We start from the raw sequence: 16,718 nt of genomic DNA, 5'->3' as shown, positions 1-16,718 counted from the left end.
TTTTTAATATGCTCCTCTAGATAAAAACATTACTTTAATCGTCTGGGAAATAATCTTCAAATCATTCCACACCGACTGGGTTTCAATATATTCCAAATCAAATTCCACCATATCATCAAAATGAACGTCATTTCGCCCTCGAATCTGCCATAACCCTGTGCAGCCAGGTTTAACACACAGACGTAACATATCACGTTGACTGTACTCATCAACCTCTCTTTTTAATGGAGGTCTAGGCCCAACTAATGACATCTCTCCTTTTAAAACATTAAAAAGTTGTGGGAGCTCATCAATACTAGTTTTACGAATCTTTTTCCCTATCTTTGTTACTCTAGGATCTTCCTTTATTTTGAACATAGCTCCTTCGATTTCATTAAATTCAAGTAGTTCCTCCAATTGCTCTTCTGCATCCGCACACATGGAACGAAATTTATACATAGTGAATAACTTTCCATTCTTTCCAACCCTTTTTTGAGAAAAAACGATTGGACCTTTTGAATCTTCTTGCTTTATCAAAAAAGCAACTATGACAAATACTGGACTCAAAAGAATAAGCCCCAATAAACTACCTAAAATGTCTATTCCTCTTTTGAACACACGAAAATATAACGTTTTCCTCCCAAAGTTTTTGCCAAAATCTGGATCATCCACGTTATCCCCTATTTTTATATATAATTCTTTTTGCACTGTATTTCTACCTGTGTTTGCAAACTTTCCCTCCAAATTTAACACTCCTTTAAAAAAACAAATCCCATAACACCAACAACAAGAGTTATGCACGTTTTATATAACAACAACTATTATGTAATCAATGCATACCAACAACTATATGTGTTACTTTTATACCATTCCTAAAACAAACCAAATTTTTTCTTTTTAATCTCCTTAAATTCTGGCCGTTGGATATCATCTCCATTCAAGATATCCTTAGCCATTTGCTGCATTGCTTCAACATAGTCTGATCCCATATCTGCTGCAATAGCATCGTAAGCTTTTTTCATAAAAAAACCACGTTTGTCAATGTTATGCGCATCAGATGCCATCATGTACACCATACTATGCGCAACCATTTGTTTTGCTATTTTTTCAATTTTGCTCCCAAAAATACCAACATAACTAGGAGCTGTTAATTGAGTTAACACACCCATTTCTAAAAAAGGCAACAGACGATTAGGATCTTCAATAAACTTACTGTTTCTTTCCGGATGCACAATTATTGGAACGTGCCCTGCCTCCAATAATTTGTAAAACATCTGTTTTGAATACGCGGGTATCTCATTTGTCGGAAATTCAATCAATAGATAGCGATTATTCAAATCCGCAAATAAAATATCATTCGTTTGAATTTGTTCTAACAATTCACCTCCAATACGTACTTCTTGCCCTTCAAATAACGTAAGCGGAACCTTTCGACGATCCAATTCTTCTTGCAATGCTGAGACACAAGAAATAACTTTACCAGCTGAATTATCATACTTACCATTATTATGGTGAGGCGTACATAAGATATGAGTAATTCCTTGTTTGACAGCCATTTCCGCCATATCAATTGAATCATCGATCGATTGAGCTCCATCGTCTATTCCAGGTAGTATGTGACAATGTAAATCAATCATTCGCTTGTTCCTTTCTATTTTCTATGAACCATAATAATAGCCCTGATCTGAAATGTTTTTAGATCCGTTATACACAACACCAAGGATATTTGCATCTACCATCTCTAGTAAATTTTTTGCCTTCAAAAGGGAATCTCTTTTTGAGACATTTTCACGAACAACTATGATCGTTCCATCTGATTTAGAAGAAACAATCTGCGCATCCGTTACAGCAACAACCGGTGGCATATCAAAGATAATCAAATCATATTGCTGTTTCAATTCTTGCAATAGCTCACCCATCCTTCTAGAATCCAATAATTCAGATGGATTTGGCGGTTTAGGTCCGCTAGTCATCAAAAACAAATTGTCTACTCCAGATGATTGGACCACTTGATGTAATGCTATTTCTCGACTTCCCAACAACGTACTTAATCCACGGGTATTATCCAAAGAAAAAGTCTTAGCAACAGTTGGCTTTCTCATATCTGCATCTACCAGTAATACACGTTTACCAGAATTAGCAAAAACAACAGCTAGATTAGCAGAAGTAGTAGATTTCCCTTCGCTTGGTCCAGAAGATGTAATAACCAATGTCTTTAAATCTCGATCTACCATAGCATACTGAATATTTGTTCGAATCGTTCGAAATTGTTCTGATATAGGTGAAGATTTATCCGCTAGAGTAATCAAACTGACTGCTCTTGTTTTTTGTTTCTTTTGATGTCTTATTTTATTTGCCATTTCTTACTCCTTTAGACTCTTGGACGACTTCTACGCGCTGGCGTAGACTCATCTGAATTCGATTTTTCTTTTAACACAGGTCTTGGAATCTCTGTATTTAAATTTCTTGATTCAGTAACAGACGAATTCGGTGGTGTTCTAACAACTTTTGCACTCAGCTCTTTTGCTGTCATATTAGGAACCACTCCTAAGATAGTAAAACCAAGATCTTCTTCCACAAAACGGTCATCTTTAATTGTTTTATCAAATAGTTCTAAAATAAAGGCTGCTGCGATTCCACACATTATACCCAAGGCTAAACCAATTATTAAATTCAACTTATCATTTGGCGAAACTGGTTTGATATTAGCTGTAGCTGCTGATATGATCGTGATTTTGTCTACATTCAACATATCTTTTGCTTTCTCTTGGAAAACCGAAGCTGTCTGATTCGCAATATTTTGAGCGACAACTGGATCAGTCACTTTTGATACAATCGAAAACATTTGTGAATTTTGTGACTGATTAACAGAAACACTTGCGCCTAATTCTTCAACGGACAAATCATTTTCATGTTTTTCCTTCATTCTTTGTTGCACTTCACTCATTACCGTGTCACTTTTGATCAAATCTTTATACGTGTTGATCATTTGCAGATTACCATTGATATCGTTGACATTCGTTGTTTCATTTTGCGATAATCGAACGATCAACTGTGCCTGAGAACTATACTTAGGGGTGATCACAAAGTAAGTCAAAACCCCTGCAATTCCTAGTCCTAAAAACATACTAACAATAATCAAACCTACACGTTTCTTTAATACTCCAATTAACTCTTGTAAACTGATTGTCTCTTCCATCTTTTCCTCCATTAACTACGTACAAATAATATAAACACTAGATAAACTAGGCGTAAAACTAATTATAAAATAACAAGCATACGCTAACGATTAAAAAATAAACGAATTTAGAGACAAGCTCTACTTATTTCGTTAAGACTTTTTTGTCAGCACGTTATCCGCTCTCCGGAAGTAGTACTTCTTCTTCTATGACATTTGGTCCTACGTTAACCGGAATATTATCTAGAAGTTTTCCAATTATATCCAGCTTATCAGACAAGCGATTTCTTAACGTCTCATTTTTAATGAGCTCAAGCTGATTGTAGTTAAGAATATAATTTTCAGAATTTGCATTACTTGTTAATTCTTCGCCTTCTCTCATCAGATTGATCGATTTTTCCAATTCACTATATTGCGTAACTTGAGTATCTATTTCATCCAGTAATAGTGTAATTGCATCATGCCAAGCACCTGTATTTCCAGATAGCTTCTCTCTTATGCGCGTTATTTTTTCAGCAGTTGCTTCTTCGCTAATGACAAGGGTCTCATCTTTAACTGACCAGTCAGTTGGCCCTTGGACAAGTAGCTTCGTTATCTCATTTTGTATAGTGTATTTCTTTCTCACGTTCTTGATACTATTAGTCAATTCTATTTTTCTTTGGCCTATTTCAGTATGACCTGTAGAGAACTCTTTACTGTTCAAGCCAAAATCTTCTGCCTCATACTTTACTGCAGCTATCTTTCCTTCAACTTCCTTGATTGAAGATTCTTTGATCGAATCGGTTAAAAACTCTTGTTCATCATTTCTATAGAATTGACGAACTTGTTTGTTCAGCTGTTTGATCTTTACAGCCTCATTCTCTACTGTTGCTTCAGCATATTCAATTTTTCGTTGATGTTGCTGTTTAGCATTTATTCTGATTCCTAATAAACAAATACCTATTGAGCAACTAATCACAATCAAATAAATGATTATTTTTACTCTATCTCGATTTACCAACCAACTTTTTATCACTCTTACACTCCTTTAACATACCTACCTTTTTGTAACCAACCTCTTTTTATTTTTTCACAACAATTCTATTTTTAATCACTCACAAATTATTTGATAGCATTCAAAAAAGCTACATAATCTGCTTGTTCAGTTGTTTCTTTAATAATTGATTTTTCAAAGTTGCCTTCAGTAAAATCCGTAAGGGAGCCTGCGATTAGATATGTAATAGTCGCATTCCCGATTAATTCCATCCAATACCCATCCGAATCATCTTCATGTACAACCGTTTTTACCATACCGCCCATATTTCTAACAGTAATAGTCTCATTAAACTTACCACCACTCAACAATACATACATTAAGCTGCTGGCACACATTGCGGTTCCACAAGCATTGGTAAAACCAACGCCACGTTCGAATGTTCGCACAAATATTTTATTTTTTCCTATTATTTCTACAAAACTGACATTGACTCCATCTGTAAAAATTGGATTCTCTCCATTTACATATGCGGCTATTCGCTCAAATTCATCTCCCATAAGTGTTTGATGATCCACAAATGTGATCAAATGGGGATTTGGAACAGCTACAACCGAAAATTTCAAATCACTGGACAATTCTGGAATTACTTCGTCTATAATCGTATTATTTTTAGCTTGCATCGGAATCGCATCAGCTTCAAAACTAACAGGTGAGATCTCTACTTGATACGTAGCAACATGTTCCCCTAGGTTTGGTGCTTGTCGTACTTTAAGATCAGCAAACATTGTTTCTACTGTGAAGGATTCTTTCTCATATTTTTCTGCTAAATACCTAGCAACAGTACGCAAGCCATTACCGCACATACTCGCTTCACTTCCATCGCTATTGATAACTCGCATCTTAGCTATTGCTTCACCATTCAACACTTTCTCAACTAGCAAAAGACCATCAGCACCACCGAGTAAACCAGTCTTTCTATCACACAAACTAGTGCGCAAATCATCAATTTCCTTATCAGTAAAAGGGCGTTCTAATTCGGTCTCATCAATTAAAAAAAAATCATTTTCTGACCCATGAACTTTTTGCATAGTTATATTCATTCTAAATCTCCTTTACTCTTTTGCCTTCCTTTTTTATATTCCTAACTATTAGTATGCCACAAATAAAAAGAGGAAAACAGTGTAATTTACTGTTTTCCTCAAAAAGTTTCTAATTTTTATAATTTTTTCTGCTTATTTAGCCGCTGCAAAGCGTTTATTAACTTCATCCCAGTTTACAAGATTCCAAAAAGCATCTATATAATCAGGACGTACATTTTTGTAATTTAGGTAGTAAGCATGTTCCCAAACATCTAAACCTAAAACGGGTGTTTTACCATCCATCAAAGGAGAATCTTGGTTAGGTGTTGAAGTAATTTCTAATTTGCCGTTATTTAAGACCAACCATGCCCAACCTGAACCAAAACGTCCAGTTGCTGCTGCTTTAAATTCTTCTTTTAATTTATCAAAACTGCCAAAAGTAGCATCAATAGCGTCTTTGATGTCACCTGTTGGTGCTCCACCTGCGTTAGGAGCCATAATTTCCCAAAAGAAAGAGTGATTTGCGTGTCCGCCACCATTATTACGTACTGCTGTACGAATATCTTCAGGAATACTATCCATGTCAGCAATCAAGTCTTCTACTGATTTTGTTCCTAGTTCAGGGTGTTTGTCGATTGCTGCATTTAAGTTCGTCACGTAAGTGTTGTGGTGTTTGTCATGGTGTAGATGCATTGTTTCTACATCAATATAAGGTTCTAATGCCTCATAAGCATAAGGTAAATCTGGTAAAGTGTAAGTCATAAAAAATCCCTCCATTAATTAAGTATAGCGTTTCATACATTCTTAGCATAACAGATTTTATGGTAACCTTCAAAGTAATTGCTTACAAAGTTCGGGCAAAACTTGTTTTTCCCTGCTAACTCCTTTAAAATGACGTGTGTACTCAATTTCAAGTCAGGAGAGAATATATGAACTCATTTACGCTTTTTAAACACTCACTATTTCAGTTTACTGATCTCCATCAGGCTAAAAAAATGTCTTTTTGGAAGGTCATTTTATACGTTATTTTCCTAAGCATCATTCTTGCTTTACCAATAACAAAACAAATATTTTCTATTATGCAAGATATCAAGAATGATGGTCAAAAAATTGCAGCAAAATTGCCAGACTTTAAAATTATTGACGGAAAACTAGACACAGCAACTAACGTTGAAGGATTCATTTATCAAACAAACTCTATTATTTTCACTTTTGATCCCGAGGGAAAGCGATCACTTAGCGACGTTACGACCGATTTGGTTGGAAATGCTGTTGGTTTAGGTTTTTTACAAGATGAATTTGTGGTAGCTTTACCAAATTCGGGTGCCGCTGACTCGTTGCTAGGTGCTAATCAATTTGAAATCCCTTATTCTAAAGGTTCATTGGATGGTTTAAACAGTAAGGATCTAAAAGAATCATTAGATGAAGCTAGTGTTCCATTTTGGATCAAATTAGTCATTTTTGTGTTTACTTTATATCCCACATTCATTAATCTTATTATCAACTTACTTATGATTACGATTGGCGCAAATCTTTATAGTAAAATTCGTTTGTACAACTTGCGTTTTTTGGATTGTCTAAAGATCTCAACTTATTGCGCCACACTTCCAGTGATTTTTAGTAGTATACTTCATTTTATCAATCGGTCATTTGATGATAGCTTTTTAATTGTCTTTGTTTCTCTATTGATTTTCTTCATTGCTATTCGTAAAGAAGAGAGAAAAGAACCGCCGTTAGCTTAATCTTAAAAACTGATTGTTTCAATCAAAGCTTAAACTTTTCTTACATTCTCTGGTTTATACTTATGTGTTAAGATAAACATGTTCGCATTGAGATGTCATCACCAAAATAAAATAATAGTGTAATAAGGAGAGAAATAATTATGGGAAAATTGACCCATCGTAAAAACACACGTCAGGTTAGAATTGGAGATTTAACAATCGGCGGAAATGATGAGCTTTTTATCCAAAGCATGTGTACAACAAAAACGCATGATGTTGAAGGTACTGTAGCCCAAATAAAACGTTTAGAAGAAGCTGGATGCCAAATTGTCCGTGTAGCAGTTCCTGATGAAGCCGCAGCTGAAGCAATAGGTGCTATCAAAAGTCAGATTTCGATTCCCTTAGTCGCTGATATTCATTTTGACTATCGTTTGGCTTTAAAAGCGATCGAACAAGGTGTTGATAAAATCAGAATCAATCCTGGAAATATCGGACGTAAGGACCGTGTAGAAAAAGTTGTCACTGCTTGTAAAGAGAAAGGTATTCCTATTAGAATCGGCGTTAATGCTGGTTCATTAGAAAAAAAATTCTTGCAACAATATGGTTATCCAACTGCTGAAGCGATGGTGGCTAGCGCTGTTGAGCATATTAAAATACTTGAAGATTTAGATTTTTACGATATTATTGTCTCATTAAAAGCCAGTGATGTTAATTTAGCTATCGAAGCATATACTTTAGCAGCTCAAACCTTTGATTATCCTTTACATTTAGGGATAACGGAAGCTGGAACTCAATTTTCAGGCGGAATAAAATCTGCAGCTGGTCTTGGGGCATTGCTTTCCAAAGGCATTGGAAATACATGCCGTGTTTCATTATCTGCAGACCCAGTAGAAGAAATAAAAGTTGCTAAAGAAGTTTTAAAAGCCTTTGGTTTAGCAAGTAATGCTGCTACGTTGATTTCGTGCCCTACTTGTGGACGAATTGAAATCGACTTGATTCCGATTGCTAATGAAATTGAAGAATACATCGAAAAAATCAAAGCTCCTATCAAAGTTGCCGTTTTAGGTTGTGCTGTTAATGGACCTGGCGAAGCACGTGAAGCAGATATTGGCATTGCTGGTGGAAACGGCAAAGGGATGCTTTTCAAAAAGGGGAAAATCATTCGTACGGTTCCAGAAGAGATCATGGTCAATGAGTTAAAAAAAGAAGTCGATATTCTAGCAGCTGCATACGCTCGTGGAGAAAAAATATAGTGTAATAACGTTCAAAAAAAGATTGAGACTTTTCAATAGTTCAATCTTTTTTTGTTTGCGGTACTTTTTTGTTACAATGGATTAGCGAGGGGGAATCACCATGGGACAACCACTAATCTATCTTTATGAGCAAATGAAAGAAGAACAAGTTGAAACAATCAGACAAACTGCTCCTGATTATATTATTATTGATGCTAAAAGAGAATCACCGGAATTGATTGAGGATGATATTGAAATTATGTTAGGCTGGGATAAAGAATTAGGGCAACGCTTGTTAGATTCCGATACTAGCCGACTAGCATGGGTCCAATCTATTTCTGCTGGTGTGGACACATATGATTTAGAACGTTTCGCTGAAAAAGGAATTTTACTATCTAATGCTAGCGGGATTCATAGTATTTCAATTTCTGAACATGTTTTAGGTGTTTTATTAGCTGAATTTAGAGGTATTCGTACCAGTATCATTAATCAAGCAAATAAACAATGGACAAGAGACAATGTTTCCTATCGACAACTTTCTATGCAAAAAATGCTAATTGTTGGCACGGGACACATCGGACAACAGCTTGCAGTTTTTGCACAAGGCTTAGGTATTCAAACCTACGGAGTAAACACTTCTGGTCACGTAACAAATGGTTTTATCGAGTGTTATTCCCATAAAAACATGAGTCGTATTGTTAAAGAAATGGACATCGTTGTGAATATCCTTCCTCTGACTGACGATACTTATCAAATGTATAATGAACGAATGTTTCTTGCAATGAAACCGGGAACTGTTTTTATTAATGTTGGTCGAGGTCCTTCTATCAACACAAACGATTTGGTTCAAGCATTAAATACAGGGCAACTGAGTTTTGCTGCTTTGGATGTTTTTGAAGAGGAACCTTTGCCTGAAAATAGCCCATTATGGTCAATGGAGAACGTTTTGATTACGCCACATATTTCTGGTTTAACTCCTCAATTCAAGGAAAAATTGTTGAATATATTCATTCCGAACCTTAGACAATTCTTGAAAGATAAGTCTTTAGCTAAAAATGAAATAGCCTTACACCAAGGCTATTAATGAAATCTATAAAAATGGTGGTTCGAAGCGCAAACCTTCGAGCCACCATTTTTATTATTTTTGATCTTTTTCAGTTTCTTTAACAAGGTAAATTGGCCGTTTTTTTGTTTCCAAAAAGATTTTCCCAATATATTTACCGATAATGCCTAGACAAAGCAACTGCAAACCACCAACAAACAAAATAATACATACCATAGACGGCCAACCACTTGTAGGGTCCCCTTTGATAATCGTTCTAAAGAAAATAACAAACATCGCAAGAACTGAACCCACACACGAAAAGGCCCCTACATAAGAAGCTAAGTTTAATGGTGCTTCCGAAAAATTAACGATCCCATCAATCGAATAACTCAACAAACTCCAAAACGACCAAGAGGTAGAGCCAGCAACTCTTTCACGATTCTCGTAAGAAAGATACTCCGTATTAAAACCTACCCAACTGAAAATACCTTTTGAAAAACGGTTATACTCAGTCAGTTCTAAAATAGCATCCACCATCTGACGTGTCATCAGGCGAAAGTCTCTAGCACCATCAACCATTTCTGTCTCACCAATCTTATTGACTAGACGATAAAACATCTTAGCAAAAAAACTACGAATAGGCGGTTCTCCCTCACGATCGCCTCGCCTTGTACCGATGCAATCGAGTTCTTTATTTCCTTCTAGCATTTGAATCATTTTAGGTAATAATTCCGGAGGATCTTGTAAGTCCACATCCATCACGGTCACTAGACTTCCTCTTGCTTCTTTAAGGCCTGCATATAGCCCAGCTTCTTTCCCAAAATTTCTGGAAAAAGAAATAAAACGTACTTTTTCAGGATGTTCTTTGTATAACTTTCTAAGCGTATTTAACGTTTGATCTTTAGATCCGTCATTAATAAATATATATTCTATGTCATGTTGAATTTGTGAACTCACTTTCTCCACTTCTTCAAAAAACAACGGGATAGATTCCTCTTCATTGTAACAAGGAACGATAATTGATAGCATGAAATTTCCTCCAAAAAAAGTATTCTTTGTCGATTATAGCATATCTCCTACAACAAACTAACAAAATGATCATGTCCCATCTTACTTTTTCATGTACAGACAGCAAATCAAAAAAGAGAGTTGCTTTGAAAAACAAATTTACAAAATATAAATAACAGATATTTTTTAATTAAACCTAAACGAAACATAAAAAAAGCTTGATAAATAAAGACTTTAAAAACTCTAAAATTATATTAACGCAACTTTAAATAATCATTACATTTTTATTTTATGTTTAATTTCTAATTGAAATCTATTCGATAAATGGTTATTATAGATAGAGTAAATGATTTTATTATCTATAATATATTTACTTTTGTGAAATATATAACTTTTCAATTGATATAAAAATCATAATTATTTATAAAAGGGAGACTAAATATGCTTGAAAACATTTTGCTTGACGATGTTGCCCAGCGCAAACTCAGCGTTTTTAACCAATTATTAGGCAGCACAAACGGTACATATAGCATTCATTATTTTGAGCAATTCACAGATTTTTCATACGCTCGATTAAACTCTTTATTTTCTGAAATACATGATGACCTCAAAGAAAAGCAAGGACTTGAGTTACTGAATGACCAAGGAAAAGTACATATCGATGTATCAAAGCTACGTGACATTCCATATTCGCAATTTTTATTTCGAAAAAGTTTACCTTATAAATTTTTACTTGCAACAATTTTAGAGAACAATTACACAATAGAAGATTTTTGTAGGGACCATTTCATTAGTCGAGCTTCTGTTATTAGAAGACTTCAACCTCTAATTAATTATTTAAAGGATTTTGATATCCAATTAAACTGTTCCAAACTTCAGCTTACTGGAAAAGAAAATTTGATTCGCATTGTTTATTTAAACTTCTTTTGGATTGCATCTTATGGAGAAGATCTTTTTTTAGCGTTAGATGAAACAAAAAGAGGCTTTGATTTATTCGATGAAGCCGACCATCAATGGATGACCTATACAGAACCTAGAGAGTGGTATTTGCTGACGACAATCTCTCAATTACGGATTCAGAAGAAACATGTTATCATTGAACCGCCATTTAAACAATTGGCTTTTCCTACTGTAAATATATCCTTTATTAAAAAACTAAAAAAATTAAATTTGCCTCAAGAATTCATAGAACGAGAATCTACTTTTCTTTCTTTTATGATGTTTTATTGGAATATTTATTTTTATGCAGATGATCCAAGAATTGTCTATGTAAAAGAGTATATGAATAGTGAGCAACAGCCTTTAGGTGATTTAATTGAGCGATTTGAAGAATTTTATCTACCATTGTTCTCAGAAAAAAAACTATCTAATGATGAGAGAGAGTTACTGAATACTAATATTTTTACGACATGCTTAAATCACTCTGTATTAGAAGACTCACTACCGCTTACTATCAACTTTATGGAGACTTGTATAAAAGAACAAAATCCTTTATATACCCCTCTTTCTGAAAAAGTTAGAGCTTTCTTGAAAGAGATTATTTTAAAACCTGAATTTATTTGGATAAAAAACTGTTTAGAAGACCTAGTCTACATTTGTTCATTTTTACTACTCCCTTTTTATGAACGGAGCAATCCTAAATATCAATTGAATGTGGGCATTATCTTATCACCAAATGCTATTTTTCTGCAGTCTCTTTTCGATTTTTTAGAACAAATTTCATTTCTCACTGTCTCTTTTGTTTCTTCAACTTCTGAGGAAGACTACGATTTTTACATAGCAACGTCAAAGCTTTTAATACCTGATAGAATAATACATAATGGGAATTTCCAAGTCATCCCATTATCTCCTGCATTAGATTATCAAGTGGGGTTGATTGATACGTTACATAAACAATATACAGCAAAATCTTTTTCTTTAGCTGATTGATTCACCTACTAAATGTATCCTCTTATTTAAGAAGTGAGACAAAACTATTTTTTAGTTTTGCCTCACTTCTTTTTACCTTGTAATCTAGTTGAAAAACTGATCAAGCTACTGTTGTAAGTCTTCTTTATTTTCAGCGAATTTATATTTTGGTTCGTCTGTTTCTTCATCATAATCTACAAATAAATCGTACCCTTTAAAAAACCAATCGTCCGTTTCTTCAATGAAATAAGTAATTCCATCAATCTCTTCTTTGACCAATGGCTGATCCGGTGCTTCAACAGACATTGCGATAGAAAAACCTTCATGGACATCTGTTTTGCCGTAAATTTTGCCATAAAAGCGAATACCACTATCAGAAGTAACCCCTATCTCATCTTTGAACCATTGTTGCGCGCGCGGCGTAATTGTTAATTTCATTTTTAGTTTCCTCCTAACATAAAAGCATAGCACACTTGTCATTTTAGCATAGAGTCTAATTTTCAGAGAATAAAGTGCTTGAGTTTACTCGTTCATTTTTTCATCTAACAAATCGACATCATCTGTTTCACCAACAACTAACAAGTTGTCATTTTCTCTAACCATCTCTTCGGCTGCTGGAGATGCGATTACTTCAGATTTTGAACGGCGTATAGCAACAACCGTTAATCCAAAGCGTTGACGAAAATTTAGCTCCCCTAATGTTTTTCCATAAAATTTTGGATTAGAGACACGAATTTCCGCTAAAGATACTTCACTAGATAGTTCAATGTAATCTAAAATATTTCTAGAGACTAATTTATGTGCAACCCTGATCCCCATATCTCGTTCCGGATGGACAACTAGGTCAGCACCAATCTTTTCTAAAACTCTTGCATGATATTCATTTACAGCTTTAGCTAAAACATTTGGCACACCCATTTCTTTAACCATCAAAGTGACCAAAATACTTGCTTGAATATCCTCACCGATAGCAACAACGACATGGTCAAAGTTACGAATACCTAATGAACGCAAAGTTGCCTCATCTTGTGCATTCGCTACAACTGCATGTGTTGCTATATTCATATATTCATTCACTCGATCTTCGTTACTATCAATAGCTAAAACTTCTTGACCAGATTCTATCAATGTCTGACAAATACTTCCACCGAATCTCCCTAGACCGATAATTGCAAAATTTTGCTTCATAGTTACTTCTCCTAGTATTAATTTTAAATTAAGTATAACAAACGGACAGGCAATTGAACAGAAACAGTGATTGTATTTCACTGCAATTCTTATCTCTATCTTGTCATTAAAAAAAAAGTGAACAAGACAAACTATGACAGTTCATCTTATTCACAATAAAGCAAATTACAGCTCTTGTTATTTTGCCAATCCATGTTGAAACGCATAAATAGCTGCTTGTGTGCGGTCTTCGACATCTAATTTTGCTAAGATATTTGAGACATGTGTTTTAACTGTTTTAAGGGTGATAAATAGTTCATCTGCAATTTCCTGATTACTACGACCTTTGGCTATCAACATCAAAATTTCATGTTCGCGATTCGTTAAATCCTCATGTAGTACTGGTTCTTGTTTTTTCGTCAAACGTTCCATCATTTTAGTCGTTACTTCTGGTTCTAAGACACGTTCTCCTCTCGATATTGCTCGAATAGCATTCGCAATTTCATGAGCAGTCGACGTTTTCAATAGATAACCAGCAGCTCCAGCTTCAATTGCAGGATACACTTTTTCATCGTCAATAAAACTAGTAACAATTATGATTCGTGCTTGTGGCCAATCTTTTAAAATAGCCTTCGTTGACTCGATTCCATCCATCACATCCATAACGAGATCCATTAAAATCACATCAGGTCGTAATTCTAAAGCTTTTTCATAACCTATTTGACCGTTCTCTGCTTCTCCAACTACTTCTATATCTTCTTGAATAGATAGATAAGAGGATACACCTAATCGTACCATTTCATGGTCATCCACTAACATTACTTTGATCACTTGTTATTTCCTCCTTTATCACAGGCACTTTGATCTCTACGCTTGTTCCTTGTCCTTTAAAGCTGATTATCTTAACAATACCGCCCATGCCCGCTACGCGTTCACGGATATTTTTCAAGCCATAACTACCGGCTTTATTATCATTTTCACTCATATCAAAACCAACACCGTCGTCCACCAAACGCAATAATACATTTTTATCTACTTGATGCAGATAAACCTCTAGTTCTTGTGCTTTGGCATGACGCAGCGTGTTGGAGAGTAGCTCTTGGACGATCCTAAAAAGATGATCTTCAATACTGTTATTTAAATGTACATCTTCAACATCCCAAGTTAACTCGATTTTTATTTTTGTTTGCAGTTCTTTTAACAACTGCTCGATTCCTTTACGTAAACTTTTACCTTCCAAACTTACTGGACGTAGATGCAGTAACAACGCACGCATCTCAGATTGAGATGCATTGATGATGTCTGTTACTGTCACCAATTGTTTGCGAAACATTTCTGGCGTCTCACTTCGTTGTGCTTGCTCATTTAATGCCGATAACATCATCATTGCAGCAAATAGTTGTTGGCTGACTGAATCATGAAGCTCTCTGGCAAGTCTATGACGTTCTTCTTCTAAAATTTCTTCTTTGGTTTCTCCGTCCATCAGTTGCGGACGACTATTCAATAATTGCAATTCTTTCGACATTTCTAATAATTTTGTTCTGATTTTTGAAATATCTTGGTCGACTTCTCCAATATACTGATCATTACTAGCATGTGCTACACTCTTAGCCAAGACTGGATTTTCGTAGCTACCTCTGGCTAATAACCGTAGTTTTTCTTCAATTCTACCATATTGTGCTTTTTGTACAATAGATACGAGTAAAAACGTTGATAAGCCCACTAAAAGGGAAATCAACAGCATATGGAAAATCAAAGGAATATAAAATACTTTCCTTTGAAGTAATTCCAACATCCAATTTTTCTGTTTAATCGAATGAAAATATGAAAATAGTGTAAGTAAAACAACAATAAACGTGCTGCAAGCAGCATATAAAGAAAGCATCTGTCGAGAAATCTTACCCATCATACACGAATCACCTCAAGATCCCCGACTAATGTATTTGTAATGATTTTTAAGCGGCGATTGTTTGTATCAAAGTCGTTGCTATAGACTTTTAATGATTCGTTTTTCAGATGATATTTCTCTTCTTCAAAATTGACATTTCCGTAAAAAGTCGAATGTTCTAGGGTTACGGCAACGCCTAGTGGAACTAGAATTCTTGTACGACCAAAGCCTTTACGAATAATAATAATGCTATCATCTTTAGGCAATAACGTATTCCCTAAATCAACGATCGTGTCACCTGATAGAACATCTATATTGATGTCATCCCATTCATAAACGTTACTACCAATCCGTTCATTAGCAAACCATGGACGTTTAAAACGACGTCCGCTTTTGGATTCAACATTCGTCGTTTCCACCATAATCATTTGTTTCTTTCTCCAAGGTGCGCGCTGAGTAATATCAACGCCTGCGATTTCTACACCTTTTAGGCCAATAAATAAAACGCCAAATACTAACATTAACCAAAATGCTGGACTATTCATTACCCCAATCAAAATCAGAATAACGCCTAGCACTAATTGAAAATTATTAAAATTGCTACGATGAACTTTTTTTAGTGCATAAACAGCACTCAAGATACCCAATACTAATACGACTGCTAAGCCTGGGTTATGTATAATTTGCCATAAGGCTAATATAAAAAGTAATGCTTCTACTACGATAAAAAAACGCCATGGGTTATTCATTATAATCCCCCTTTCTATGAAATTAGTATACCTTGATTCTCATATTAATGTTAGTTGCTAAAGCCCCATTTTACTATAGGACTTTAGCCCTAATTTTTTTGTTGCTAACATGAGTCAAGTCGCTATTAATCAGGTTTAAAGGGCAAGTCAAAGCTACTACTAGCTTTGGCCCGCCCTTTGTTCTTATTAACTGTTTTGTTAACCAACTTTTGTGATTCTTACTTGCATGTCTCCACCAGGAGTTGCAATAGCAACTTGATCGTTTAATTTTTTACCGATCAATGCTTGTGCAATCGGTGAATCATTTGAAATTTTACCTGAAAAAGGATCTGCTTCAGCACTACCTACAATAGTGTATTCTTCTTCATCACCATCTGGTAACTCAATAAATGTTACTGTTTTTCCAATTGAAACTTCATCGGTATCAACGCCATTATTATCAATAATTTGTGCAAAACGAATCATATTTTCTAAAGTAGTGATTTTTCCTTCTACAAAAGCTTGTTCATCTTTGGCAGACTCATACTCTGAGTTCTCTGATAAATCACCAAAGCTTCTTGCGATTTTTATACGTTCAACGATTTCTTTTCGTTTAACTGTTTTTAATTCTTCAAGTTCTTGTTCCAATTTTTCTTTGCCTTCAAGTGTCATAGGAAATACTTTTTCTACCATGTTAATTTCTCCTTCTTAACTTACTACAATGTTTTTATTTTTATTTTCGTTGAAAAATTCCGCTTTCAATCCACAAAAGAGTACCACGCTTTAAGCAAATTGTAAATAATATTCAC

18 protein-coding genes are annotated in these 16,718 nt (G+C 34.8%); 4 read left to right on the top strand and 14 right to left on the bottom strand.

The window, feature by feature from the left end; translation table 11 throughout:
• Positions 1-3: 3 nt before the first annotated feature.
• The 7 genes from IGJ02_RS03395 to IGJ02_RS03365 form a co-directional block, all read right to left on the bottom strand.
• Entirely contained in the window at positions 4-723 is a 720-nt protein-coding gene (locus IGJ02_RS03395; protein ID WP_430603296.1) for a sugar transferase, read from the bottom strand.
• A gap of 128 nt (positions 724-851) precedes the next feature.
• Positions 852-1,616 carry a tyrosine-protein phosphatase gene (locus tag IGJ02_RS03390; protein ID WP_010760405.1) on the bottom strand — a complete coding sequence of 255 codons (765 nt, stop codon included), beginning with the start codon at positions 1,614-1,616 and terminating at the stop codon, positions 852-854.
• A 21-nt stretch (positions 1,617-1,637) separates the two neighbouring features.
• Positions 1,638-2,339 (bottom strand): CpsD/CapB family tyrosine-protein kinase, encoded by a 702-nt coding sequence (locus tag IGJ02_RS03385; RefSeq protein WP_010760404.1) that lies wholly within the window; start codon positions 2,337-2,339, stop codon positions 1,638-1,640.
• Positions 2,340-2,350: 11 nt separating this feature from the next.
• Positions 2,351-3,178, bottom strand: coding sequence for a YveK family protein (locus tag IGJ02_RS03380; protein ID WP_430603295.1), 828 nt, complete (start codon positions 3,176-3,178; stop codon positions 2,351-2,353).
• 154 nt (positions 3,179-3,332) lie between these two features.
• Complete coding sequence (locus tag IGJ02_RS03375; RefSeq protein WP_430603294.1) at positions 3,333-4,172, bottom strand: hypothetical protein; 840 nt, start codon at positions 4,170-4,172, stop codon at positions 3,333-3,335.
• A gap of 86 nt (positions 4,173-4,258) precedes the next feature.
• Positions 4,259-5,233 (bottom strand): diaminopimelate epimerase, encoded by a 975-nt coding sequence (gene dapF, locus IGJ02_RS03370; RefSeq protein WP_010760401.1) that lies wholly within the window; start codon positions 5,231-5,233, stop codon positions 4,259-4,261.
• 132 nt (positions 5,234-5,365) lie between these two features.
• Complete coding sequence (locus tag IGJ02_RS03365) at positions 5,366-5,974, bottom strand: superoxide dismutase (RefSeq protein ID WP_430603293.1); 609 nt, start codon at positions 5,972-5,974, stop codon at positions 5,366-5,368.
• A gap of 167 nt (positions 5,975-6,141) precedes the next feature.
• Here IGJ02_RS03365 and IGJ02_RS03360 point away from each other — a divergent pair, with 167 nt between their 5' ends.
• The 3 genes from IGJ02_RS03360 to IGJ02_RS03350 all read left to right on the top strand — a co-directional run bounded on the left by IGJ02_RS03360 (position 6,142) and on the right by IGJ02_RS03350 (position 9,249).
• Entirely contained in the window at positions 6,142-6,954 is an 813-nt protein-coding gene (locus tag IGJ02_RS03360; protein ID WP_010760399.1) for a DUF1189 domain-containing protein, read from the top strand.
• A gap of 140 nt (positions 6,955-7,094) precedes the next feature.
• Positions 7,095-8,186, top strand: coding sequence for a flavodoxin-dependent (E)-4-hydroxy-3-methylbut-2-enyl-diphosphate synthase (gene ispG, locus IGJ02_RS03355; RefSeq protein ID WP_430603291.1), 1,092 nt, complete (start codon positions 7,095-7,097; stop codon positions 8,184-8,186).
• A 100-nt stretch (positions 8,187-8,286) separates the two neighbouring features.
• Positions 8,287-9,249, top strand: a complete 963-nt coding sequence (locus IGJ02_RS03350; protein WP_010760397.1) for a phosphoglycerate dehydrogenase — start codon at positions 8,287-8,289, stop codon at positions 9,247-9,249.
• 54 nt (positions 9,250-9,303) lie between these two features.
• Here the strand turns inward: IGJ02_RS03350 and IGJ02_RS03345 are convergent, their stop codons facing one another.
• Positions 9,304-10,239, bottom strand: coding sequence for a glycosyltransferase family 2 protein (locus tag IGJ02_RS03345; RefSeq protein ID WP_010760396.1), 936 nt, complete (start codon positions 10,237-10,239; stop codon positions 9,304-9,306).
• A 420-nt stretch (positions 10,240-10,659) separates the two neighbouring features.
• Here IGJ02_RS03345 and IGJ02_RS03340 point away from each other — a divergent pair, with 420 nt between their 5' ends.
• Entirely contained in the window at positions 10,660-12,147 is a 1,488-nt protein-coding gene (locus IGJ02_RS03340; protein ID WP_010760395.1) for a helix-turn-helix domain-containing protein, read from the top strand.
• Between the two features lie 105 nt (positions 12,148-12,252).
• Here the strand turns inward: IGJ02_RS03340 and IGJ02_RS03335 are convergent, their stop codons facing one another.
• The 6 genes from IGJ02_RS03335 to greA form a co-directional block, all read right to left on the bottom strand.
• Positions 12,253-12,564, bottom strand: coding sequence for a HesB/YadR/YfhF family protein (locus tag IGJ02_RS03335; RefSeq protein ID WP_010760394.1), 312 nt, complete (start codon positions 12,562-12,564; stop codon positions 12,253-12,255).
• 84 nt (positions 12,565-12,648) lie between these two features.
• Positions 12,649-13,314 carry a potassium channel family protein gene (locus IGJ02_RS03330; RefSeq protein WP_010760393.1) on the bottom strand — a complete coding sequence of 222 codons (666 nt, stop codon included), beginning with the start codon at positions 13,312-13,314 and terminating at the stop codon, positions 12,649-12,651.
• A 177-nt stretch (positions 13,315-13,491) separates the two neighbouring features.
• On the bottom strand, positions 13,492-14,124 hold the full coding sequence (locus tag IGJ02_RS03325; RefSeq protein WP_010760392.1) for a response regulator: 633 nt from the start codon (positions 14,122-14,124) through the stop codon (positions 13,492-13,494).
• The gene (locus IGJ02_RS03320) at positions 14,099-15,202 is read right to left on the bottom strand and encodes a sensor histidine kinase (RefSeq protein ID WP_010760391.1); all 1,104 of its coding nucleotides are present in this window, start codon (positions 15,200-15,202) and stop codon (positions 14,099-14,101) included. Before IGJ02_RS03320 ends, IGJ02_RS03325 begins: the two co-directional genes overlap by 26 nt.
• The gene (liaF, locus tag IGJ02_RS03315) at positions 15,199-15,930 is read right to left on the bottom strand and encodes a cell wall-active antibiotics response protein LiaF (protein ID WP_010760390.1); all 732 of its coding nucleotides are present in this window, start codon (positions 15,928-15,930) and stop codon (positions 15,199-15,201) included. Before liaF ends, IGJ02_RS03320 begins: the two co-directional genes overlap by 4 nt.
• 198 nt (positions 15,931-16,128) lie before the next feature.
• On the bottom strand, positions 16,129-16,602 hold the full coding sequence (gene greA, locus IGJ02_RS03310) for a transcription elongation factor GreA (RefSeq protein WP_010760389.1): 474 nt from the start codon (positions 16,600-16,602) through the stop codon (positions 16,129-16,131).
• Positions 16,603-16,718: the final 116 nt, after the last annotated feature.

It is taken from the genome of Enterococcus sp. DIV0724b, from assembly GCF_050531475.1.
Lineage (GTDB): Bacteria > Bacillota > Bacilli > Lactobacillales > Enterococcaceae > Enterococcus_L > Enterococcus_L haemoperoxidus.
Note: the sequence above shows the minus strand (reverse complement) of the source record. Positions and strands in the feature narration are given on the sequence as shown.